The 23,760-nt window shown below is 43.5% G+C and carries 16 protein-coding genes; 4 read left to right on the top strand and 12 right to left on the bottom strand.

The genetic code is table 11. The features are described 5' to 3' along the window. Positions 1 to 188: 188 nt before the first annotated feature. From NLBNIHML_RS02955 to NLBNIHML_RS02940, 4 genes are all read right to left on the bottom strand, one after another. Positions 189 to 3,560 (bottom strand): discoidin domain-containing protein, encoded by a 3,372-nt coding sequence (locus NLBNIHML_RS02955; protein WP_494353730.1) that lies wholly within the window; start codon positions 3,558 to 3,560, stop codon positions 189 to 191. A 102-nt stretch (positions 3,561 to 3,662) separates the two neighbouring features. Further along, positions 3,663 to 5,276 carry an extracellular solute-binding protein gene (locus NLBNIHML_RS02950; RefSeq protein WP_494353729.1) on the bottom strand — a complete coding sequence of 538 codons (1,614 nt, stop codon included), beginning with the start codon at positions 5,274 to 5,276 and terminating at the stop codon, positions 3,663 to 3,665. Between the two features lie 38 nt (positions 5,277 to 5,314). Continuing rightward, the gene (locus tag NLBNIHML_RS02945) at positions 5,315 to 6,154 is read right to left on the bottom strand and encodes a carbohydrate ABC transporter permease (RefSeq protein WP_494354664.1); all 840 of its coding nucleotides are present in this window, start codon (positions 6,152 to 6,154) and stop codon (positions 5,315 to 5,317) included. Between the two features lie 97 nt (positions 6,155 to 6,251). Further along, positions 6,252 to 7,142, bottom strand: a complete 891-nt coding sequence (locus NLBNIHML_RS02940; protein WP_494353728.1) for an ABC transporter permease — start codon at positions 7,140 to 7,142, stop codon at positions 6,252 to 6,254. Positions 7,143 to 7,560: 418 nt separating this feature from the next. Here NLBNIHML_RS02940 and NLBNIHML_RS02935 point away from each other — a divergent pair, with 418 nt between their 5' ends. Further along, positions 7,561 to 9,261, top strand: a complete 1,701-nt coding sequence (locus NLBNIHML_RS02935; RefSeq protein ID WP_494353727.1) for a sensor histidine kinase — start codon at positions 7,561 to 7,563, stop codon at positions 9,259 to 9,261. Further along, complete coding sequence (locus NLBNIHML_RS02930) at positions 9,242 to 10,855, top strand: response regulator (RefSeq protein ID WP_494353726.1); 1,614 nt, start codon at positions 9,242 to 9,244, stop codon at positions 10,853 to 10,855. The genes NLBNIHML_RS02935 and NLBNIHML_RS02930 overlap by 20 nt, the downstream gene beginning before the upstream one ends. Positions 10,856 to 11,253: 398 nt before the next feature. Here NLBNIHML_RS02930 and NLBNIHML_RS02925 read toward each other — a convergent pair whose 3' ends face one another. Together NLBNIHML_RS02925 and NLBNIHML_RS02920 are read right to left on the bottom strand one after the other, a co-directional pair. After that, on the bottom strand, positions 11,254 to 12,234 hold the full coding sequence (locus tag NLBNIHML_RS02925) for an SDR family oxidoreductase (protein ID WP_494353725.1): 981 nt from the start codon (positions 12,232 to 12,234) through the stop codon (positions 11,254 to 11,256). Positions 12,235 to 12,589: 355 nt separating this feature from the next. Continuing rightward, positions 12,590 to 13,462, bottom strand: coding sequence for an alpha/beta fold hydrolase (locus tag NLBNIHML_RS02920; protein ID WP_494353724.1), 873 nt, complete (start codon positions 13,460 to 13,462; stop codon positions 12,590 to 12,592). 152 nt (positions 13,463 to 13,614) lie between these two features. Between NLBNIHML_RS02920 and NLBNIHML_RS02915 the strand changes: the two genes are divergently transcribed. Both NLBNIHML_RS02915 and NLBNIHML_RS02910 read left to right on the top strand, forming a co-directional pair. After that, positions 13,615 to 14,313: a MerR family DNA-binding transcriptional regulator gene (locus tag NLBNIHML_RS02915; RefSeq protein WP_494353723.1), complete on the top strand. Its 699-nt coding sequence runs from the start codon at positions 13,615 to 13,617 to the stop codon at positions 14,311 to 14,313. Between the two features lie 467 nt (positions 14,314 to 14,780). After that, the gene (locus NLBNIHML_RS02910; RefSeq protein WP_494353722.1) at positions 14,781 to 15,314 is read left to right on the top strand and encodes a TetR/AcrR family transcriptional regulator; all 534 of its coding nucleotides are present in this window, start codon (positions 14,781 to 14,783) and stop codon (positions 15,312 to 15,314) included. Between the two features lie 81 nt (positions 15,315 to 15,395). On the opposite strand, the gene NLBNIHML_RS02905 is transcribed toward NLBNIHML_RS02910, so the two are convergent. The 6 genes from NLBNIHML_RS02905 to NLBNIHML_RS02880 all read right to left on the bottom strand — a co-directional run bounded on the left by NLBNIHML_RS02905 (position 15,396) and on the right by NLBNIHML_RS02880 (position 23,750). Beyond that, the gene (locus tag NLBNIHML_RS02905; RefSeq protein WP_494353721.1) at positions 15,396 to 17,612 is read right to left on the bottom strand and encodes an MMPL family transporter; all 2,217 of its coding nucleotides are present in this window, start codon (positions 17,610 to 17,612) and stop codon (positions 15,396 to 15,398) included. A gap of 207 nt (positions 17,613 to 17,819) precedes the next feature. Next, positions 17,820 to 18,491 carry a response regulator gene (locus NLBNIHML_RS02900; RefSeq protein WP_342569990.1) on the bottom strand — a complete coding sequence of 224 codons (672 nt, stop codon included), beginning with the start codon at positions 18,489 to 18,491 and terminating at the stop codon, positions 17,820 to 17,822. Continuing rightward, complete coding sequence (locus NLBNIHML_RS02895; protein ID WP_342569988.1) at positions 18,492 to 19,703, bottom strand: sensor histidine kinase; 1,212 nt, start codon at positions 19,701 to 19,703, stop codon at positions 18,492 to 18,494. Positions 19,704 to 19,923: 220 nt separating this feature from the next. Continuing rightward, complete coding sequence (locus NLBNIHML_RS02890; protein ID WP_494354663.1) at positions 19,924 to 20,682, bottom strand: SDR family NAD(P)-dependent oxidoreductase; 759 nt, start codon at positions 20,680 to 20,682, stop codon at positions 19,924 to 19,926. A gap of 288 nt (positions 20,683 to 20,970) precedes the next feature. Next, positions 20,971 to 22,203, bottom strand: coding sequence for a cytochrome P450 family protein (locus tag NLBNIHML_RS02885; protein ID WP_342569987.1), 1,233 nt, complete (start codon positions 22,201 to 22,203; stop codon positions 20,971 to 20,973). Between the two features lie 119 nt (positions 22,204 to 22,322). Then, positions 22,323 to 23,750 carry an MFS transporter gene (locus tag NLBNIHML_RS02880; protein ID WP_339255398.1) on the bottom strand — a complete coding sequence of 476 codons (1,428 nt, stop codon included), beginning with the start codon at positions 23,748 to 23,750 and terminating at the stop codon, positions 22,323 to 22,325. Between the last annotated feature and the right edge of the window lie 10 nt (positions 23,751 to 23,760).

Here is a 23,760-nt window from a genome sequence, read left to right as displayed (position 1 = left end):
CCTGTTAAGAAGTACTTTGATATTGTAATTACAAAAAAACTGAAGACCTAATCGTCTAATCGAATTCTAGTACTTCCGACCATACGTTTAGCAAAACCTGTTGAATTTGACCAAATTCCCTTCCAATATACCCTGTCATAATACGTAAAAGGGAGCCCTGTGAGCTCCCTTCTTTGCATGAATAACTTCTATTGAATAATCAAATTGAATCCATTTTGAATCTGATGCACATTGGGGTTGGCAATGTTGCTCGTTGTCAGATGGTTAAACGTTGCTGAACCATTGCCGGTATACGTGTATATCGCTGCTCCTTTATGCGGCGTTGTGAAGCGTGATGTCTCAATTCCATCTAGACCGGTACCATTAATATTGATGTTGTTAAACACAATGTTCTCGAAACCACCGCCGTAGCCGAATTGAATGGCACTCCGCTGTGTATTGAGAATATCGATGTTCGTAAAGGTTACATTCTTAATGGCATCATTGGAAGCTTCCAGATCGATCGCTCCGCGTTCCCCGTTATACAGATCCTTGCTGGTACCACTATTAATAATCGTGGTATCCGAGAACTGAATGCCCGTGTTGTTTTGGAAATGGTACCCCGGGAAGACGGTATTCATTCGGATTGCTGAACCGCCAACTGTATCAACAATCAGATTGTTGGTGGCCTTATGTCCGCTCCCACCAAAAAAGGCGATTCCCGCTGCACGCCAGTTGTTCTCGATGGTGTTGAACGAGAAGGTGTTGTTCACTCCTGCAGGAGCACCATTCACGTTGCTGGTCCATACGGCCAGACCATCATCACCGTTGTTGCGAACACTGCTATTGCGCACTGCCGAGTTGCTCGTGCCTTGGGCAAAATTGACACCATCAGCAAGGTTATTGCGAATACGACTGTTCTCAATGACCAAGCCATCGGCGATGATCGCTGGTGTGTGAGCATAATCCCCTACCCAGAACCCACATTCAAAATGCTCAACCCAAACATTGCTGACCTTTGAGTTTTTACCAAAATTGTCCATAAACCCCTTGTAGACTGCATTCTCGCTATAACGCGAGCGCAGCATGGAGTTCATATAGACATTGCTGAAATCCAGTTTGCCTTGCACGCGGAATGATATGCCTCCAGATGCTGCATTCGGATTAGTGAATTGAATATTCGTGTGCCAAATACCTGCACCAACTACAGTGAGGTTCTCAATCATATTCGATGGCGTGCCAATTTTCCACATGTTGCCCAGATGGAATGTACCTTCTGGGATGTATAATGTTTTGCCTGTAGTAACGGCGGATTGAACGGCTGCTTCAAATGCGGCAAGATCATCCTTACCATCGTTAGCCACCGCACCAAAATCGGTTACAGAAACAGCGTTGGCCGGACGCGAGATTGCAGCAGGTACAGATTCAATTTCAAGAAAATCAACGCCATATTCAAGACTATCCCCATTGGTCTTTTGAATACGAATCGTGTCTCCAGCTTTCAGAGGTGTATCCAGTTTCCAGTGAACTTCGTCAAAACGGAACAATGGACGTCCTGCACTTGGCGTATCTCCCGGATGATCACTAGAGAAATACTGCCAGTTGTAATAAGAGGTCAGAGGAACGGTTTTGACCTTGCTGCCATTTACATACACATCCAGTGATCCATCCAGTCCCATACCATCTGCCGAATCCGGCATCGTAAATCGCATGGTAACTCCGGCGCCGCCTTCGCCTTGTCTGACCGTCCATTGAGCGTAGGAACCATTCGATGGCAGAGCAATATACTTCTGCCCCGAGGCTTCCGACGCCGTTAATGCCTGGTCAAAAGTCGGTGCTGACTTCAGCGTTGCACTACCTCCACGAGTTGCATCATCCGTATCATACCTTGTGTACGGCATGCTCGCTCCGCGGGCAGAATATACAGTCAGCGGGGTTGTCGATACGTTGTTCGATTGTTTTACCTGGGCTTCATTACTATCGGCGGCAACGGTCGTTGTCACATTATAGTTACCGTTTGCAGCTGTCCAGCTGCCGACATTCACATTGACAGATGCACCCGGAGCCAACACACCGTTATACGAGCCAGAGTATGTCTGAATCGGTGCTCCGGCAGCATTTTTGAGTACAACTGTAACACCGTGCGCACCGCCTGCTGAAGCCTGATTTCCCTGATTTTTCAGATTAACAGTAAAAGCTACCGTGCTGTTGGCGGTAGGATTGCTCGGACTCCAAGAGACCGTTCCTACCAGATCCGAGCTTGTAATTGGTGCAATGATCAGAGCGGATGAATGCGTATAGTGGTTGTTACTTTCATTCTCTTCGATGATCTGATTTTTCTCATCCACCTTTGCGCTTAGCGTATATGATGCGGCGGTCCGGTTGCCGGCGTTAAGCGATACTGTTGTTGAAGCCCCGGCCTGCAGAGCATTTACAGATGCCGAACCAGCCAGCTCATTATTCAGATAAAAGTTGACGATAGATGCCGGAGATGCAGCAGAGCCCATGTTTTTAACTGTGGCATTCAGCGTGATTGGACTGTTCTCCACAGGTGAAGAAGGCGTCCAGGACATGCCAGTAATCGTCAAGTCGGGATTCGGTGCAGCGGTGCCAAATACCTGAAATTCAGCAATTTGACCAGCTGGTGCGCCCGAGTTCGCTGTAATGTTTAATTGCAGACGTTTCACCGTTGCTGCAACGGGAATCTTCACGTTGTTACCTGAAGCTGGATTAAACGTGTACGATTGGGCAGACACCAAATTGCTGAAAGTGGTTGTGTCCTGGTTATGTCCAAGTACTTGAATCGTCTGCGTTCGTGTACTCCAAATCGGATCCGGGTTTAGTCTCAGTACAATGGCTGTAATCTGATGATTGGAACCGAGGTCCAGCGTCAGCGTGCTCGGATTGCTGCCTCCCTCCCAGTACGTATTGATATTATTATCGTTTGCATTTGCAGCGACATAAGACTGACTGCTGGAAGAAGCCGTGATTGCTTTGCCGATCGCAATATTCGTTCCTTCCACAGGCGCTCCGGGTTCAGTCGGGTCAGGATTCGGTTCCTGCGAAGGCGGACCGTAAATTTCAAATTCGGACAATTGCGCAGCGGGCCATTCGGTATTTCCTGTCACCTTGAGACGAACATATCGTGTTTCTATTGCCTCAAAATTAATCGTAGTCGTATTCTCTGCCAGGGATGGATCAAATATATAGTCCTTGGAAGCAACGATATCTGTGAACGTTGAACCGTTACTGCTTCCTTGAATGGTGATCGTCTGTGAGCGAGTTTCCCAGGCTGAAGGCAGCTTCAAGTTGATTTGTTCAATAGTCGTATTGGCTCCAAGATCCACTTGAATCCATTGCGGAAATGCGTTGTTTGCACTCTCCCAATACGTCGTCTGATTATTATCAATCACATGGGCCGGGCTATACGTTTGGTTATAGCTGCTTGCGGTAACCTGTTTACCCAGTGCCAGATTCTCCCCACCTGCAGCCGAAACTTTGGCAGGAAATCCTACATTCAGGAATACGTTGGAGACCAGCATCGTTAATACGAGTGACCATACAATGTATTTGCTACGCATTTAATTCCTCCTCAGGATGCTATATAAACCGCTACTTTCGCATGGATGTTTCTACGGGTTATATAGCATAATTTTTTCAAAAAAAGTGAACTAAATTTCAAATTATTTAACGTTCATATAACGCTCGTAAGCATCATTCCGGATGGTCACCAATTGTTCAAGACCCATATCATTCAGCTTTTTGACATAAGCATCCCACCCCTCTTCAATGCCGCCTTTCGTTACCCATTGGGCACGCATCGTTGCCACATAACCATCAATATCCGTTGTCAGCGTTGGCAGCTCCTGAAACTCTTCTGCATTGTACATGACCTTCGGATAAGGCGTTGTTACATCCGCGCTGCCCAACTGATCGATTTGCAGTTTGAGTCCGTCTCCCGCCTCTGGATTGAGCTTGATGTTTTCTTCAAAGGAAGGGCTTACATATTTCGGGCCAAAATCGCGCAGCGATTGATCCCAGTACCAGGCATCGGCACTTGTGCCTGCAGGAGGATCCATCAGTGTGTAGGTGCCATCATCATTTTTCTCAATGACAGTTCCGATCGCACCCCAGAAATTCTGAATGCTAGCTTCATTCGTATAGAATTGATCGGCCCAGCGTGCTGCTACTTCCGGAACTGTACATGAACTTGTGATGAGCAATTCATTACGGGCCAGATTCATGCCGCCAGGGTCACCTGGCTGATAACGTTTGCCATCAGGTCCTGCAATAGGCGCAATCGCTTCATACTGGTCGCTCCACTTGCCAAACACCGCATCAGGGGTCCATTGGTTACTGAAGCCGACAATGGGAATGTCTGCATTTTGCCATTTGGCTGAGGTCATGGTGTTGTCTTGGGTGAACAATTCCTGATCGATCAGACCTTCTGAATACAATTTGTGTGTGTAAATAAGGCCCTCTTTATAAGCGTCCGTTGTCGGATAATAGACCGGTTTTCCATCCTGCACGATCATACTGCTCGCATTAATGTCCGTGATCCCGAACGGATTCAGAAAGTCCATATTCAGACCCGTTTCCGTGTATGGAATCTCATCCGGTTTCCCGTTTCCGTTTGGATCTTTCTCTTTAAACGCTCTCAATACCTGATACAGTTCTTCTGTAGTTGTAGGTGCCTTCAACCCAAGTTTATCGAGCCATGCCTTGTTAATTACAGGTTGATTCCTGCTCTTCGGACGGGAAGGTAATCGGGTAGGCATGGAGTAAATTTTGCCGTCAGGAAATGTGCTTATTTTCTTCATGTCAGGCGTTTCTTCCATCGCTGCCTTCAAGTTAGGCATATACGAATCGATGTATTCATCCAGCGGACGGAAGTAGCTCAGGTTATTGACGATGTCCGAATCGCTGAACACCTGATCCCCCAGAATAATATCCGGAAGCGTACCGCTCGCCAGCATAATCGATTTCTGCTCACTCCAATCATTGGAGGACATGACCTGCCACTCAATTTTCACATTGCTCTCCTTCTCCAAATCCTTGAGCCATTGGTTCTGGGTGAAGGTGTCACCCATGTTCCCCCAGCGCACCGTTAGTACTTTGAGTGTTACTGGATTATTGACAATCGGCAGTCCTTCTTTATTAAAATCGCTTGATATTGGAGTCTCTGCAACCTCGCTGCTATTACCACTGCTGCATCCAACAACGCTTACCAGCATCACGGTAACAAGCAGCAAACTATTCATTTTGGTGAAAAACTTCTTGCCTATCTTCTTCCCCATGTGGGACCCTCCTTGATTCGTAATGAATGACATCTGCCTTATTCCTTCACTGCGCCGATCATCACCCCCTGATTGAAATACTTTTGGATGAACGGATAGACACACATGATCGGAATCGTGGCGATAATAATCACGGAATACCTCATTAGATTTGCAAGACGCAAGGCCACTTGTGCAGCCTCCCCGGTTCCCATGCCCGACTGCATCTGATTCGTAATGAGAATGTTACGCAGGATCAATTGAAGCGGATACAGGTTAGGATCTTTCAGATAGATGAGGGCATTAAAATATGAATTCCAATACCCTACGGCAATCCATAACCCCAAAACTGCGATGATTGCTTTGGACAACGGCAGTACAACCAGCACAAAATACCGCAGATTACCGCAACCATCGATCTGGGCTGCCTCCCATAGATCCCCAGGAATGCTGGTCTGAAAGAATGTCCGGGCGACGATCATATCAAATACCACTACGGAGAACGGTAGCACCATCACGAGAAATGTGTTGTAGAGATGAAAATCACGAATGGTCAGAAAGGTTGGAATCAATCCGCCACTAAAAAACATCGTAAAAATAAAGAACAGAGAGAAAAATTTTCGTCCAACCAGATCTTTTCTTGATAAGGCATAAGCCGCCGAAATATTAACAACAAGTCCGATAAGCGTTCCTACCACCGTGTATAGAATGGTATTTCGATATCCGATCCATATATTTTCATGCCTCAGCAGTTCCTTGTACCCTTCAAGCGTAAAGCCTTTGGGAAAGACCCATACCTGTCCGTTAGCCACAGAAGAGGGATCACTGAAGGAGGCAATGACTATAAAATAGATCGGGTATATGATCGCAATCAGAAAAAGAATAGCAAAAGCATACATTATAGCTTCTGCCACAGTAATGCGTGCTCGTCGTTTAACATGGGGAGTTCTGGTGGTTGCTGCCGTCTCCATAATGCTCAATTTGTTTGTCTCCCCTCTACCATAGGCTGTTCTCACTGTATTTCTTGGACAACTGATTAACTAGAATCAGCAAAATGAAATTAATCACCGTATTAAACAGGTTAATTGCCGAGGAGAAGCTGTATTGACTGCTCAGCAAACCGATTTTGTATACATACGTAGACAGAATCTCACTGGAAAGGATGTTCAAGTCGTTTTGCATAAGATAGACCTTCTCAAATCCTACACCAAGCAGTCCGCCCATCCTTAGAATGAGCAGCGTGATCGCCGTCGGCAAAAGCATCGGAATATCAATATAACGAATCTTGTGCCATCTGCTTGCCCCATCGACCGTTGCCGCTTCATAGAGGCTTGGATCTACGGCAGACAACGCGGCAATATAGATGATGCTGTCCCAACCGACGTGCTGCCACACATCAGACCATACATACACACTGCTGAACAGAGCCGATGAGCCCAATAAGTCCGGCGCCTGTGCTCCAAATAGCTGATACATATTGCCAACCAGTCCAGTGCTAGGCGAGAACAGAATTAGCATTAATCCGACCATGACTACGGTTGAAATAAAGTGGGGCATATAGGAGACGGTCTGGAAAAATCGCTTGAACCTCCCTGCCCTCATCTGGTTCACCATTAATGCAAGCATAATCGGCAGAGGAAATGTAGCCAAACTGTACAGGCTGATTATAAGTGTGTTACGTATCGTATTCGTAAATTGATAGGAATGAAAAAACTTCTCAAAATACTTGAATCCCGCCCATGGACTGCCCCCGATTCCTGAGGCGGGACTATAATCCTTGAATGCGATAATAACGCCGTACATTGGCTTATAAGCAAAAAGTAGTGTTAACACGAAAGCCGGTAAAAGTAAAACGTAAAGCCCCCAATTGCGCCTGATTCTTTCCATTGTCTTTCCAAAGAATAGTGGGTAAGTCCGCACAGTTCTTTCTTCCCTCCTTCCGATATACTGATGCTGTTTTCCCGTTTGAACCTTTTATCTCAGGAATAACCTCAGTATAAACGGCTTCCCACTCTCTTTATCGGACCCCTTCGTACGGTATTCGGACTTCTGATGTTCCTTTATGGGGTTGTCTGCGGGTAACCTCAAGCTTGCGAAAGAAAACATATTGCAATCCAGACCTTCATGTGTGTATTCCGGACTTTTGAACTCCAAAAAAGCAAATCTTTATGTTTTTTTTAAGCAAACGTTTTATACTATTTCTGAGATATTAAAGCGTTTACATTATAAAGCATTCTAGAAAGGGTGTATTGTTCTGGCAAACCTGGGCGCCATTAAACCCTATCCGATTCGGCACTATATTCGTATGATGTTCGTCATTTCATTTGTCGTGTTTGTTCTGGATCTGATCATCAGTGTCGCTTCCATCTCCTTGGTCAGGCAGCAGTCCGCCCAATACTTGCAGGACACCACGGATCTGTACATTAATCGCATTAATCATGATTTTGCCTACATTAATCATTTCATGGGATGGACTCTTGCCAATGACGAAAATCTGGAAACGATGAATACGTATGGTGTCAATAGCATTCCTTTTCTGAAGTCCAACGAGAAATTACATAAGCTTTTTGCCGAATTACAACGAAACTATGGCCAGTCGTACAATTTCTTTTATTATTTGGAAAACAGTGAATACTTCCTCAACTGTGCGCCAATAAGCATCTCTTATTCGGATTATTCTGAAGTGAAAAGACAGATCATTACTCTTACTCGTGATAAAGCTGTATATGAGAAGTTCTATTCCCATTGGACACCTATTCACGTCAATGGCACCTCATATCTGATCAATATTGTACCGTACTACAATAGGTATCTTATTGCGTTGATCTCCGCAGATGATCTCATCGCTCCGTTACAGCAAATGAATCTGGGCGCGAGCGGATACGCCTCTCTCGTGGATGTGAATGGCATGCAGCTTTCCGGACCTGCCAGAGGAGAAAACAGCGTTGAAGCGAAGCCTTCGTTGATGGATGTACTCCAGTCAAACAGCATTGTCAGCAGCGACTTTTCCAACGCCGATTTTAGTGCACGCATGGTTATCAAATTCGGTGCATTTGAGAAAATCATGGTGGCTCAGCTGCTCATCATGCTGCTTTTTTTGATTGTAACCTCCTCCTTAAGCGCAATCCTTATGTTTTTCAGAAAGAATCTGCTTGTTCCCATTCAGCGTTTTTCCAAAAATCTTGCTCGAATAAACGACGGTGATGAGGCGACAGATCATAAGAGCAGCCGGATTATGGAACTGGAACAGGTTAATGAACAATTCAAGGAACTGGTGGGCCAGATTAAGCGTTTCAAGATTGATCGCTATGAGCAGGAATTGGAGAAACAGAAAATACGTTTGGATTATATGAAGTTACAGATCAAACCTCATTTTTTCCTTAATTGTCTGACAAGTATGTACAGTATGGCACAGATGCAAATGTTTGAGGAGATTGAAAGTATGGCTCTCGCCACGTCCCGGTATTTCCGTTATATCTTTCAAAGCGGAGACAATTTCGTTCTGTTGGAGAACGAGATTGAACATGTGAGAACGTATCTGGACATCCAGAAATCACGTTATCGGGATGCTTTCTCCTATCGAATTGCTACGTCCGAAACGATCACAGGTATCGCTGTTCCACCACTGGTTATACAAACCTTCATCGAAAATGCTGTCAAATACGGAGTCTCACGGGAACGGGAGTTATGTATTACGTTATCCGTAAATGTAGAACAACAGGAAAATGGTGATCGAGTGCTGATCCATATCTCTGATACGGGACCCGGATTTAAGCCGGATATTCTTGAAGCTCTCATCCGTGGAGATGCACTGGAACAAACAGGAGGCAACCGGATTGGCATTATGAATACCATTCAACGTTTGGAGCTGCTATACGGGCATGAAGCTGCAATTACGTTTGCAAACGACACAATTGGCGCTCGAATCACGCTTTCCTTGCCTAAAATGGTATTGAATTCAGAGCGTACTGGAGAGGTGATAAATCATGAATATATTGCTGGTTGATGATGATTACTTTGTTGTCATGGCATTGGAGAATAAAATTGACTGGGGCGCCCTGGGAATTAATACGATCTTCACTGCCTACAATATTGCGCAAGCCAAAGAGGTATTGCAAAATCATCCGGTTCAGATTCTTGTTTGTGATATTGAGATGCCGCAGGGAAGCGGACTCGAGCTGCTCGCCTGGGTCCGTGATGAATCGTATAACGTACAAACGATCTTTCTTACCAATTATGCAGATTTCAACTATGCGCAAAAAGCCATCGAACTGCAAAGCTTTGATTATTTTCTAAAGCCCATCGAATTCGACAAGTTGACTCTGATTATTCAGAAGGCAGTTGCCAAAGCCCGGGATCAGCAGTTTATTCAGAAGGCCATCTATGAAGGTGAACTTTGGCAGAAAAATAGAAGCAAGCTTATTGAGGACAGCTGGCGCAGGCTCATCTCCAGTAAAGTCTATCTGTCCAACTCCGCTGATGTTTCTGCATTTTTGACTGAGCAGCATCTGCCATATGAGCCAACGGATCTATTTCTTCCTATGCTGGTTAATCTGTTTCCGTATGATGGTACGCTGGGCAAAACCGACAAAAATCTGTTTGATTACGCTTGTTTGAACGTGATGGTTGAACGGTTTCAAGACCGTTTATTCTCTATTGAAGCGATATCCGAGATCAAGGATCATAACTGGATGGTTATTATAAAATGGAACAAGTTACCAAATGTACAACTTATTGAATCCATGTGCAACGCCTTCATTCCGGAGGTAAATAACTACCTGAAATCGGATGCCTGCTGTACGATCGGTTTCTCCCTGCCGCTCGGGCAAATCCGTCATACGGTGAATGAGCTATTGTTGATGAATGAAGAGCGAATCAAACACCGCAACCAAACCTTCTTGCTGGAGAACTATACAAGGCCCGAATTAGATTATATACCGCCTGATCTGGGCTTGCTGGAGCAATTGCTGAATGAGAATCGTTTCCAATCCTTTCTGGATGAAACCGGTCGTTATATGCATCAACTTGTCCATGAAGGCAACGTAGGTACCGCTGTTCTCAGTCTGCTGCGTCTTGATCTGGTGCAGTTGGTTTATGCCCAATTGAAAAGTAAGGGAATTGAAGTCCACAAGCTGTACATGGGCAGTACGAATGATCAATTGTTCATGCAGTCTCTGCATTCGATTGAAGATATGCAAGCGTACATTGCCTATCTGGTCAATACGGCTGCGGAATATTTGAATGTTTCCGAGCAGCCGACGTCGGTTGTACACGAGATCACCCATTATATACGCACCCACTATGGAGAAGACCTGACAAGAAATAGCCTTGGAGACAGGGTCTATATGAACCCTGATTATCTCGCAAGGCTGTTCAAGAAAGAGATGGGCATATCCCTCGGCAATTATGTTATTCACATCCGTCTTGTAGCTGCCAGGCATCTATTGGAGACCACCACACAATCGATTCATTCCATTGCCGGACATGTGGGGTATACCAACTACTCACACTTTACCAAACTGTTCAAACAGGAAATAGGATGCAGCCCTAATGAATATCGCAAAAAGCATAGAGAAAGTTCGAAAGTTCTCACGAAATAGGATGCAAAGGCTCACGATTAAGTTAATCAACTGCTTTCTTAGTTGTATTAAGGTATTATCCTGCATAGCTGCTTATTGAAGTTTTAAATACGTCAATTATTATTCAAATAACCCACTAATCGGCATTCGGTACAAACTCATGTCCTCGGCTTGGGACAAGAATTTGTACCGATAAACAAATGAGGTGAAATCTGAGTCTTTATGTCTGATATGATTTAGATTATTGGATAATTCAGCTCGTACCTTGGGTAGCAATAATATGGTGGTCTCAGTCCTATTTTTGACATGGGCCAGGAATCCTCCATATAGACCATCTTTACTTTTTCATTTGAATGGTTTACAAGCAATAGCTTTACTTCTGGATTAAACTCATATCTCAAAATGGCAACCCCCTTCAATTAGGAATGTGTGGATTCTCCCCCATCAACATGAAGAACTTGACCAGTAACAAAACGAGAATCATCAGAAGCAAGATAGACAAAGGTTGGTGCGAGTTCAAATGGATGGGCAACTCGTTCCATTGGATTAAATGCTCCATATACAGCGACTTGGTCAGACGAGAAGCTTGCGGAAATAAGTGGAGTCCAAATTCGTCCGGGGGCGACGGCATTGACTCGGATCCCTTGTTTCACGACATTTTTTGCCAGAGCACGTGTCCAACCCACTATTGCGCCTTTTGTGGCCGTATAATCAATCATTTGCTGCTCACCTACATACGTCACCACCGAAGAAGTGCCAATGATTGAACTGCCTGGTTTTAAGTGAGGAAGCGCTGCTCTTGTTGTGTAAAAATGAGAATATATATTCACTTTGAAGGTGTCATCAAATTGCTCATCTGTAATGTCAAGCAGACTTAGTTGTTGGAATTGAATACCCACGTGGTTACAAAGAATATCTAGACGTCCAAACGTATTTACTGTTTGTTCTACAATGGAGATACACTGTTGTTTGTCTCGCAAGTCACCAGGCATTAGAATACAACGTTGTCCGAGTTGTTCAATCCTCGTTTTTGTTCTATTTGCATCCTCATGTTCATCTAAGTATGAAATAGCAACATCTGCGCCTTCTTTAGCAAACGCAATGGCAACTGCTGCACCAATACCGCTGTCACCTCCTGTAATAAGTGCAACTTTTCCTGTTAACTTTCCGCTCCCTTGATAATTCGGATTTTCGATAATTGGAAGGGGCACCATTAATTTTTCCACGCCGGGATGGCTGAGCTGGCGCAGTTCAGGCAAACTTATTGGAATTTCTTCGTAACGTGTGATTTTCCCATAGTTAGGGTACATAGGATAAGGTTGAGTTATCATATTCGCTTTAAACATTTGTTGCATTTGCTTTATTTGGTCTAGTTGACGACTTTGGTCGTTTTGATCCATGGAAACCTCCTGTAGAAACAATTTTCTTCTATAGAATGTTTATGTTGATCACTAAAAATAAAGTAATAATAGTGAGAAAAAAGTTGATTCATGTTGTCCACTCTCTTCTCTCCTCTGGTAATTTGCCTCTAAGACATAGCTGCAATAAATCGTGTACATTCATGTCCCCGGCTTGGGACAAAAACTTGTACCGATAAAACAAAAAAAGCCGCTAAAATAGCGACTTCCATCAGAACATGTCTTGTACCTCGGCAACCTCATACGTTTCGCTAAAATGTCGTTAGATGTAATGTTTTAGAGTAGGGCTAATTAACTTAAGGTTCCTCTTTGTTCTTTCAAAATTTGCATAATTTTTTTATTTTAATGTTTTAATCAACCAAGCCTTTATCAATGGCAGAACTATTATTGGTTGCATTGCTTTGGTGTGATTTATCTCATTTCCCTTTATGATTTCTACCTCCCATCCCCAGTGTTGTAATTCTTCTTTAGTTTTTTCTAGTATACCTACAATATCAACTGTGACACTCCCAAAGTTTTCTCCATAAACAATGGTATCGTGTTCACCTGCAAACGTCAGTTTTGGAATAGACAATAGATGTTGAATGTTTCGATCATTAAAATTCAATAGATTTTTATACATCGTTACAAATTGTTTGGTTTGATTTGTGTCAATCTTCACCTTTATTGTATCCCAATCGATCTCTTCTGGACTTTCAATGTTTTGTTGTTCATCGAAAACTGGATTGTTCTGATTCTCCAAAGCCTGTTGGTACGTCTTGTTGGTAACTACCATCATTTCTTTATATGGACCATCCAATGGGGGAAAACCACCCATAATTAAACTTTCTAATCGATTTGTCCTAATGGCTAATTGTAAGCCAATTAATGCCAACCACGAGTAACCATAATAGCTGAACGTATTTATGTTCATTTCATCAGCAATCAACATCAAATCATTTACAATGTGATTAGGTGTAAGATTTTCTGGATTCGTGTTTTGCAATCGATGTCCTTCATAGTCAAAATACAAAACTTGAAACTCGTTTACCAGTCCTTCAACCAAGTGTTTTCCAAGCTCAGGATCCATTCCCCACAACTTTAAATTTTCGGCTTCTTGCCCATAAACAGATTCCTTTGCTATGGGTAACATGATTGTTTTATGATTGGGATTTCCTACTAAACCAACTTTTATTTCTGTTTCATCCACAAGTTTTATAATTTTCTCCATATGAATCCCTCCTGGCTTGTTTATACTACTATCATATAACGTTCATGCAATCTTTCGGTTTTATGATTAATATCCCTTTAGTGATAGGAGTTCAATTAAAATATACTTATTGAAGCACTTGAAGCTTTTACTTTAATTAAGGAGTATTAAAAATGGATAAATACACTCCCAAGCAGATTGCTGAAATTTTAAATATCAGCACCACAACCTTGCGAAGATATGAAGAACAAGATCTGATCCCAGAGGTACCAAGAACGATAAGTAATCACCGTATCTATACATCGGTCCATTTCCAAGCTTTTAATGTTATTAGAACTTTGTTAAAAGGTTATGAAATTCCTAGGGTCTATAAAGTAATGAGAACGATTAAGAAAAAAAGATTTGATACAGCTCTTTGGTTAGTAAATGAACAACTATTTCATATACAAGTCGAGAAACAAAGAGTGGAAGAAATACTCACTATGATTCAAACTACTGATTTTACACAATTTAAAAAGTTTAAATTAAAGGAACTCATGAGTATTGGAGAGGTTGCAGAGATAGCAGGCGTAAATACTTCAGCTATACGGCATTGGGAACACGAAGGATTGATTCATTCAGAACGAAACAAAAACAACGGTTATAGGTTATTCACCCTGCTTGAACTACGCAAAATATTAGTCATTAGCAGTTTAAGAAAAACCGTTTATTATATTGAAAAAATGAAGAAGCTTTTACATGATCTGGATTCACACTCCTATGTTCAAATTGAACGATCTCTTCAGCTCGCTTTGGAAAATCTAAATGAACAACTTTTTCTTCAATTTAAAGGCATCGAAGAACTAATGAAATATATAGATTTATTAAAATAGAAATCATATATACAAGATGAACACTGGTTAGCTCTTCATCAACAAATTTTATGAATTGTTATCATTCTTGGACTAACTTGCACATTAGCATAACAAAGGAGCAGCCGATCACATTGATCGGCTGCTCCTTTGTTTTATTACGCTACTGTTTTAATGAACTCGTTTTTTTAAAGAACAAGAAAGGATCTCAACATCAATGTCGAACAGCATGATTTCTGCTGGCCCGGTAACGCGGAAAGTGATCTGATTAGGGTTATTTGAGTATAAAACCGTTGCATACCTTGCTTCGTTGACAAATAGAATTGCAATTGTTAGCATAACCTGAGTTACAGAGACAGGAGGTTATCCCTATTCAACCCCGAGAACGCCAAGAGAATGAGCGTAGCGAGCTGCGAGAAAAACGTCGTTTAAGCATCATTGAAGCTGCCATTTCTATTTTCACACAGCAAGGATTCGAAAAGGCCACCATGCAGGAAATTGCCAAGGCTGCGAGCCTTGGCGTAGCTACTGTATTCCGCTATTTTCCCAAGAAAGAGCATTTGATTGTTGCTGTTGCTTCACATATTGTTCAATCCGAAGTGATTATCTTTGAAAAGATTGTGCATGGAGAAGGAACCTGTTACGAGAAATTAAACGAAATATTCGATGCCCTGATCTTCTTTCAGCAAACAGAGCATCAACAAAACTCCAAGTTGATTGAAGCCTTTGAATGTTACGTGGCGCTTTCCAAAGAGCCTGTAGAGCATATGGAATTATATCAAACGGAATATAACAAAATCATTGGATTATTTACCGAATTGGCAGCGTTGGGAGAACAGGATCGTTCTGTCCGCACCAGTTCAAATTCCGTCAACAACCTACTTACGATGATGAATGTATTCGGAACATTTTCCAAGAAAATGTCCATGCTGGAAGGTATCGATGCATTCAACACTCGTGTAGACCCATCCGAGCAATTCAACTTACTGAAATCTCTTTTTCTAGAGTCTTTGAAACCTTGATTTCAATTCGTATGAACGTTGCAGACAGATTCATGAAATCCGACGGAGAAGGCGCTGCAGTTTGTGCAGCCCCCTCATCCTCTACCTTTTTACAGGTGAGTTCTTCCCAATAATAGGTTGATCAAAACCACTGGTATCTTTATGGTTTTCTCGCATAACCGATTCGCCTTCTACATCGATGTTAGGCAACAAGCGATCAAGCCATGCGGGGATATACCACGCGCTTTTTCCAAGAAGGGTCATTATAGCCGGCACAAGTGTCATACGCACGATGAAAGCATCCACGAGTATGCCGAATGCCAGAGCTAATCCCATGGATTTGATAATGGTATCTTCGGCAAAAATAAAGCTGGCAAACACGGCAATCATAATCAAGCCAGCAGCTGTAACGACTGGCCCACTATGGTTTATCCCGCTTTTTACCGATTGTCGTGCATCTCCAGTATGAGTGAAGTCTTCACGCATCCGGCTGACAAGGAACACCTCGTAGTCCATGGCAAGTCCAAACAGAATTCCAGTGACGAGAATGGGAAGGAAACTAAGCACCGGCCCAGGCTCAGGGATACCGAACATATTGGCCAGATAACCATCTTGAATGACCAAGACTATAAAACCGAGTGTTGAACCCAATGTAAACAGAAAACCAAGTACAGCCTTGATCGGTACAAGCAAAGATCGGAAAACGAGCATAAGCAGTACAAAAGCAAGACCAACAATCAATAGAGCGAACTTAGGTAATGCCTGTTGCAATTTCTCGGAAATATCAATGTTTACCGCAGTTCCACCCGTAACCATAATCTCGACCTGTTTATTGTTTTGTTGATCGGCTTTTTCACGTATAGTCTCCACAAGTTCAGTCGTTCGAATATCGTGCGGGCCTGTCTTGGGTAACACTGTAATGATGGCTGCATTTCCCGATGGACTCGGTATTGCGGGTGTTGCACTATAGACATTCGGCAGATCGCTGATGTAAGCCGTCGCTTGAGCAATTGCTGCTTGAGGATCGTCACTATGATTAGCTTTGGCGACAATCACGAGTGGGCCATTGAACCCTTCACCGAATCCCTCAGCCATGAGATCATATCCACGACGCTCAGTCGTTTCAGTCGATTTCAGGCCATTATCGGGCAAGCCAAGTTGCATATGCAGAAAAGGCAAGGCACACATCGTTAAGACGGCAATACATAGAATGGTAGTAAGCCAAGGCTTTCTTGTGACAACTCGACTCCATGCGTTTTCGCTTGTTTTCTCTTTTTTGCTCCCGGACCATTTTCTCAGCCAACGATTTTCGCGGGACGGACTGATGCGGTCTCCTGCTGCAGCCAATATGGCAGGTACGAGAATGATCGCAATGAGGACAGCTACAAATACGCTAATAGCAGCCGCAAGTCCCATCATCGTAATGAAGGGAATTTGTACGACGGATAACCCCACTAGCGCGATAATTACAGTCAGTCCTGCAAATACAACCGAGCCTCCTGCTGTTGCGTTAGCCTGAGCGATCGCTGTTTCTCTGTCATATCCTTCTGCCAACTGCTGACGGTACCGTGACATGATAAATAGTGCATAATCAATACCGACTGCTAAAGCAAGCATGACTGCTAACGTAATGGAGAATGATGACATCGATACGAAATTAGAACCAATAATGACAGTCATTAGACCAATTCCGAGTCCTATGACCGCTGTAAGTATGGGTAGTCCTGCTGCTAGAAACGAAGTAAACGTAAATGCTAGAATCATGAAGGCAATCAGGATGCCAATGACTTCGGATATGCCCCCAACTTCTATTTCAGAAAAGGCAACACTGCCTCCTATCTCTGTTTGAATCCCTTCCTTACCGAGCCACTCTGCAATGTTCAACACATGCTCTTTCGAGTGCTCATCCACTTCACTGGCAGGTTTAGAATACGTAATGTCCGCATAACCAATCTTTTTATCCGCACTTAGAGTCATTGACTCAAATGGGCTAGCTACAGATTTGACTGATAAATCCGTCTTTACATCTTTCAGGGCTTGCCGAATGTAATTTTTGTTTGCCTCGGAAGTCAATGAATCATTTTTCGCTTTGAAAATGAGCCTGATCTGACCACCGTCATCTGATGATGGAAACTCTGAGTTTAGTACTTTCGCGGCCTGATCCGACTTCGTCCCTGGTATAGTCATTTCACCCGTAAACGAAGTACCCATACCAAGTCCTAAAGATGCAAGCACAATAAGAAGTGTTAGTCCCATCGTAATGACCATTTTCCGTTTTCTCGTTGACCAAACCCCGAGACGATACAACCATTTTGCCATAACTTATTTCTTCCCCTTTCACTTCCACAAAAATCCAAGAGCTATCTAAGGAAATGCTCTGTATCCTCATGTTAACGAAATAAAACCAAAAAAAAATCGTACGAAAGGGCAAGCCTTTCATGTACGATGGGGCATAGAAGGGATATGTCATAACGGGCATACTATTTTTTATCTTTGATTACGAAAGGGTGCCTTACAGTTATAGGTTTACAAGTGTAAGATCCCCTTCTCGACAGCTACTGCAACAGCTTCTGATCGCGAATTCACTCCAAGTTTGTTGTAAATGTTGGTGAGATATGCTTTTACTGTTCTCTCGGCAATACCCATATCAAAAGCAATATCTCTGCTGCGTAAACCACGAGCCACGGCTTGTAAAACGAGTAACTCTCTCTCACTAATCAGAGTTGACTCCTTGTCAATTAATAGTTGTGGCTGTGTTTGGGGTTCTTGAGCAGACTTCGTATGAAACGCAAAGACTCTTGACGTTATTTCAGGTTGAAGTAGTGTTTCTCCACGAATGGCAGAATCCAACGTTCGAAATAATTGTTCTCGGCTCGTATCCTTGAGCAAGTACCCTTTGGCTCCAAGAGAAAGTCCTTCGATCATCAAGTCATCTTCGTTGTAAGTCGTTAGAATAATCACAGGTATACGAATGTGTTGCTCGTTCATACGTTTCAAGGTATCCAAGCCACTTAGTCCCCCCGGCATATTTAAGTCCAGGAGAATGACATCAAGTTTTTTGTCTAACATAATTCGGATAGCTTCTTCTCCTTCCTCAGCCTCTCCGACAATCAGATAGTTTTCACTGGTCTCCAATATTAGTTTAAGTCCTTCACGTACCACCCAATGATCATCTACGATGAGTATGTTATATTTCATTCAGACTTCTCCTTTTTCAAGTGGAACACGAAACAAAATAGTCGTTCCTTGTTTTCCGCTTTCAATCTCAATGTTGCCACCGATCAACCTGGCCCGTTCATTCATCCCGATCAAGCCATAGTGCCCGGATTGTTTTCCGATTCGGTCTACGCTAAAGCCCCTTCCGTTATCTCGTATAATAAGATGGAAATCTTCTTTCTCCATAGCCATGTGAATGATTACGCTCGTTGCCTGAGCATGTCTGGCTATGTTCATTAGCGATTCACTTAAAATGTGCAATACGTGCTCCATGCCTACTTTGGATATGAAACTCGGAGCATTCCCTTCCAAAACGACTTCAATTCCGGTCGCCTGTTGGAAACGTAGCGTCTGTTCCTGTATTGCTTCTCCAAAGGTAATAGCCGGTGTGGCCTTGGTTCGAAGGTCATCAATGGCTTTGCGTGCATCAGCCAATGTTTGGCGTGCTTGGCCCATTGAACTGCGGATAATCTCGTGGGCGCGCGGAAAACTCCCTCGATTCATGTGCTCGTCGACGGCCTCCAGCTGCATTATAATACCGGCGAGTCCTTGAGCCAATGTATCATGCAGATCTCTTGCCATACGTTGTCGCTCGCTTGTTAGCGTCAATTCCTCTACTTTTTGATGAGCCTTCTCCAGCTCATGCAGAAATGTTAATGTTCTAACACGAGCATTAACCTGACGATAGAAAAGCACCGCGTAGGATACCACAACAACGATCATCATTAACAGTAATAGAATTAACAAGGCAACATCTGTACCCGAACGTGTAAACAGGGTTACCGTGCAGAATAACAAATATAATACGAACGCAACTAACACAATTTTTGCCGTCTCATAGTATATGGCAAGGGTCTGTCCAATCAATACGGGAATTAAACCAATCAATACAGCAGGCATACCGTCTGGCATTAACATGGCACTTCCGTAAATCAACCCTGATTGAAGAAGTATGTAGAGTAATTTGGATCGTTGTATAAGTTTGTTTACTTCCCAGTACACCATGGTATGAATTAACATTGCAGCTACAAAGATAATACTGGGTACTAATATAGGGGCTGACATCGTTTGCAGGATCATAGTAGCCATGGCAACAAGCCAAAGCCAGATGATTATGGGAATACGTGAAGACGCAATCGGGTCCGTTTCTTCATTTATTCCGGCCGGATTCGTCTTCTTCCGTACTATTTTCATGGGATCACCTCTTGTATAAGTCATTATAGTCCAAATCACCACCTAAAAGATGTACGATCGTGCATGCCCTTTCGTACATCCCTTTTTATAATGAAAATCGTCCACAAGTTAGACTTATGGACGATAACTTTGAAGAATTATGCGAAACTTGCCAAAAGGGTCCTCCCTCCGGAAAGTTCCTATATTTATAGCAATTCAGAAGGTGAACTTGAACCAATGATTAGAGTGTGATGCCACCATCTGCGAGGATGATTGATCCTGTCATGTAACTGGAATAATCAGATGCAAGAAACGCAACGATCTGGGCGAGTTCTTCAGGCTCTGCATAACGCCCGATCCGCATATTCGGAAACTCTTCAGGTACGTAGCCGCTTTCCTGCAGCGATTGCGGAACCGCAGCCGTCAATGTTGTAGCCACACCTCCTGGACAGATGGCATTAATACGAATGCCTTTGCGCACATATTCAATAGCCGCCGCTTTAGTCAAACCCGCAACCGCATGTTTACTTGCGGTGTATGCACCCAGACTGTGTTCAGCACGAATAGCCGTAGTGGATGCCGTATTAATGATATGCCCGTATCCCTGTTTATCCATAACCTGCAAGGCATATTTCATGCCTAAAAAGATCCCTTTCACATTCACATCCATGATCCGTGTAAATTCTTCCTCGGAGATATCCTGGAAACGTTGGAATTTCTGGAGTATGCCCGCGTTGTTGAATGCCACGTCAATTTTTCCGTAGGCATCTACTGCTTTTTGAATATAGTTTTGAACATCGCTTTCTTTGGATACGTCAGCCTTTACAAAAGTAGCTTCGCTGCCATTTTCGCGAATCAGTGCTAACGTTTCTTTCCCTGTCTGCTCATTGAAATCAACCAGCACAAGCTTCGCTCCCCGAGATCCCATCATTACCGCGCTCGCTCTACCTATTCCACTCCCAGCTCCCGTAACAACGATCACTCTACCTTCCAGAGAAATACCTTCTTTATTTCCTGTCGGTGCACCAATTTCTTGCTTCTGGACTGTTGCTCCAAACTCAATGGCTGCAAGTTCCTGCTTCAAACTCTGAAGAGTAGGCAAAGGAATATCTACCTGAGGCAATGCAGCTAGTTGATCCAACGTAAAGTTAGTGGCCATCTTGAACGTTGGTTCCTTCACGAATTCTGGCAAATGCTTCTCCAGTACAGCAAACGATTCTGCGTTGTTCAATAATTCACCAATTTTGATATTCTCGTTATAACTCATTAGGTTCATCTCTCCAATATATTAGTATACGACCGGAAAAGCTTTGAGTCCCCGGATGATCATTCCTGGCCTCCACTCCAGCAGCTTCGCATCCGTATTTAACCGGATCTCCGGCAGCCGATGAAGTAAAGCGTTGATCGCAATCTCGCCTTCAAGTCTCGCAAGTGGAGCGCCTAGACAATAATGAATTCCTTTACCAAAAGCAATGTGGTCATTAACTTTGCGAGTAATGTCAAACGTATCGGGGTTTTCATATTGACTGGAATCCCTATTCGCTGAGGATAAAGCGACCAGCATCATGTCTCCTTGGCGAATTTGTATTCCTTGAAAATCAACGTTTTCCGTAGCCCAGCGAACATTGCTAATTTCTGCGGGCCCGTTAAATCGCAGCACTTCCTCAACCGCTGCTTGAATCAGATCCGGTTGATCCATAAGTAGTTGCTTTTGCTGCGGATGTTCCAGCAACGCCAGCATGCCGTTCCCTATCAGATTCACTGTGGTTTCATGCCCTGCTATGATAAGTACGAACACAAGTGCATATAATTCCTGCTCTGTTAGTTTGTCACCTTCTTCCTCTATACCAATGAGATCGCTGATGAGGTCTTGTTGAATATGATTGCGCCGCTGCGTGATCAGTTCTTGTAAGTAATCTACAAAAGCCTTCATCACTTCATCGCTCTCCTGGTTCATCTGCGGATTGCTGACACTCTCCATAATGGTGTTGGACCAGGCTCTGAATTTGTCTTGATCCTTCAGCGGAACACCTAACATTTCACAAATAACGATAATGGGCAGCGGGAAAGCATAGTCCTCGATCAAATCAAACTCCCGAGTGTTTCCGGCCTGAATCTTGTCTAGCAATTCATCGCTTATTTCCACAATTCGTCCCCGCAGCCTCTCAATCATGCGGGGAGTAAATGCCTTCTGAATCAAGCGCCGCAGTCGACGATGATCTTCTGGACCAACACTGATCAGATTCCGTGAGATAATCGCCTGATGCGGAGGAAGGGACTCCTCCGTTTCATCGTTCCTGTTATCGAGAACCCCGGTTACAAAGCGACTATCCTGCAAAATGTTGACGGCATCCTCATATCGGGTAACCATCCACGCAGCATGCCCACTTGGCAGTAATAGTCGATGGACAGGCTCTTCGGCACGCAGCTTTTCGTAGACTGGGAAAGGCTGCTGAATGAAAGAATGATCCATGAAATCTACTTTGGACTTGGAACGACCTTGATTTTCATTGGTAAACATCACATCACTCCTTAAAATGATAGTATTAATATCACTACAATATAAAGACTATCATATTTAACGATTCACTTTCAAATAGGTTCATTTAATCCCAGTAATACGCGATAACTTGCATCTTCCTAAGGATTTAAGCGTTCTTCCAGTTCTTTTACAATTTGAGGATACTTCTCATCCAAATCGTACTTGCGCAAGCAGAGATACGTAAGTACGAATATCACCAAAGGAAGATATACCGTCAGAACCAGGATGCTGGTAATCGCTGAATCCGCTTGTGTTATTAACGCTCCATCGTAATTGCCCAAGGCAAGAATCCAGCCGATCATCGCGGCAGCCAGGCCCATACCAATTTTAACGCCAAAGCTGTTTGCGCTATTGACCATCCCAACTAATCGTTTACCTGTCTTCCATTCACCGTATTCCACGGTGTTGTTCACCAACACCCCGCCTACAGCCATCATTGGAATGGTTGCCAGTGTCGCGATACCGCCAAGTACTATAGCTGCAATAAAGTTATATGGCATGAAGCAACGAATAAGTGATGAAACGATCCCAAGAATCATGCCTATCCGTGCAGTTCTGGTAAGTCCGAATTTCTTGATCATGGGTCCCACCATAACAAATCCCAAAAAAACCGGGACTAATCCAACTGCCCCCATGATTCCGATCAGGTTCTCATTCCCGAGAATATACTTGGTGTAATAGATTCCTGTTGAACCATTAAGTGTATATAGCATGTTGATTAATAACTGAGCAAACAGCATGATGACCCAGTATTTGTTCTGGAATAAGAGCTTGATGCTTTCCCAGAAGGGAATGTTATCGCTTTCAACAATACTTATGCCAGCATTATTTTCTTTGGATGCTAAGAAGGTCAGGATCAAGGAAATGAAAGATACAATACCCAGAACAACCGCAACGATAATCCATGCTTTTTGATCCCCACCAAGCATATTGGTTAATGGAATTAATGCGATAGCGATAATCATTCCGATAATATATCCAAAGATGGTTCGGGTAAGGCCCATTTTACCGCGTTCTTCTACACTTCTGGTACGGATCGCCATCAAGCTTCCGAAAGGGATCGCAATTCCCGTATACACAATGGCTGAAGCAAACGCTACTGTAGCTAAAGCATAGAAGGTTTTTACCGTTGATGATGCCTCGGCGGGCACTGTGAACAGTAATATGATAGATGCCAGGGTGGGTAGTGCCATCCATAGAATCCAAGGTCTGGCCTTTCCGTATTTGGATTTTGTCGCATCAACGATTCTACCCATCAGCAAGTCTGCTATTGCATTGATAAATTTGGTGATAAGCATAATCGTACCCACTGTGGCAGCTGCAATCCCTACCTTATCTGTATAAAAATAAGTTAACATCCCAATCAATCCGTTGATGGAGTTTAAGGCAACTTGCGCTGCTCCGTCCCCTAAGTAATGGTAAGGGCGCATTGTTTTCTGGATTCCTTGGGCATCAAGGCCCAATGCCCTGGACTTCTTACTTCCCTTTACAACTGGTGGATTAAGGATTTCCCGCTCTGCTTTCATTGCTGTTCCC

The organism is Paenibacillus sp. JNU01, assembly GCF_059130585.1.
This window is presented reverse-complemented; position numbering and strand designations above follow the sequence as displayed.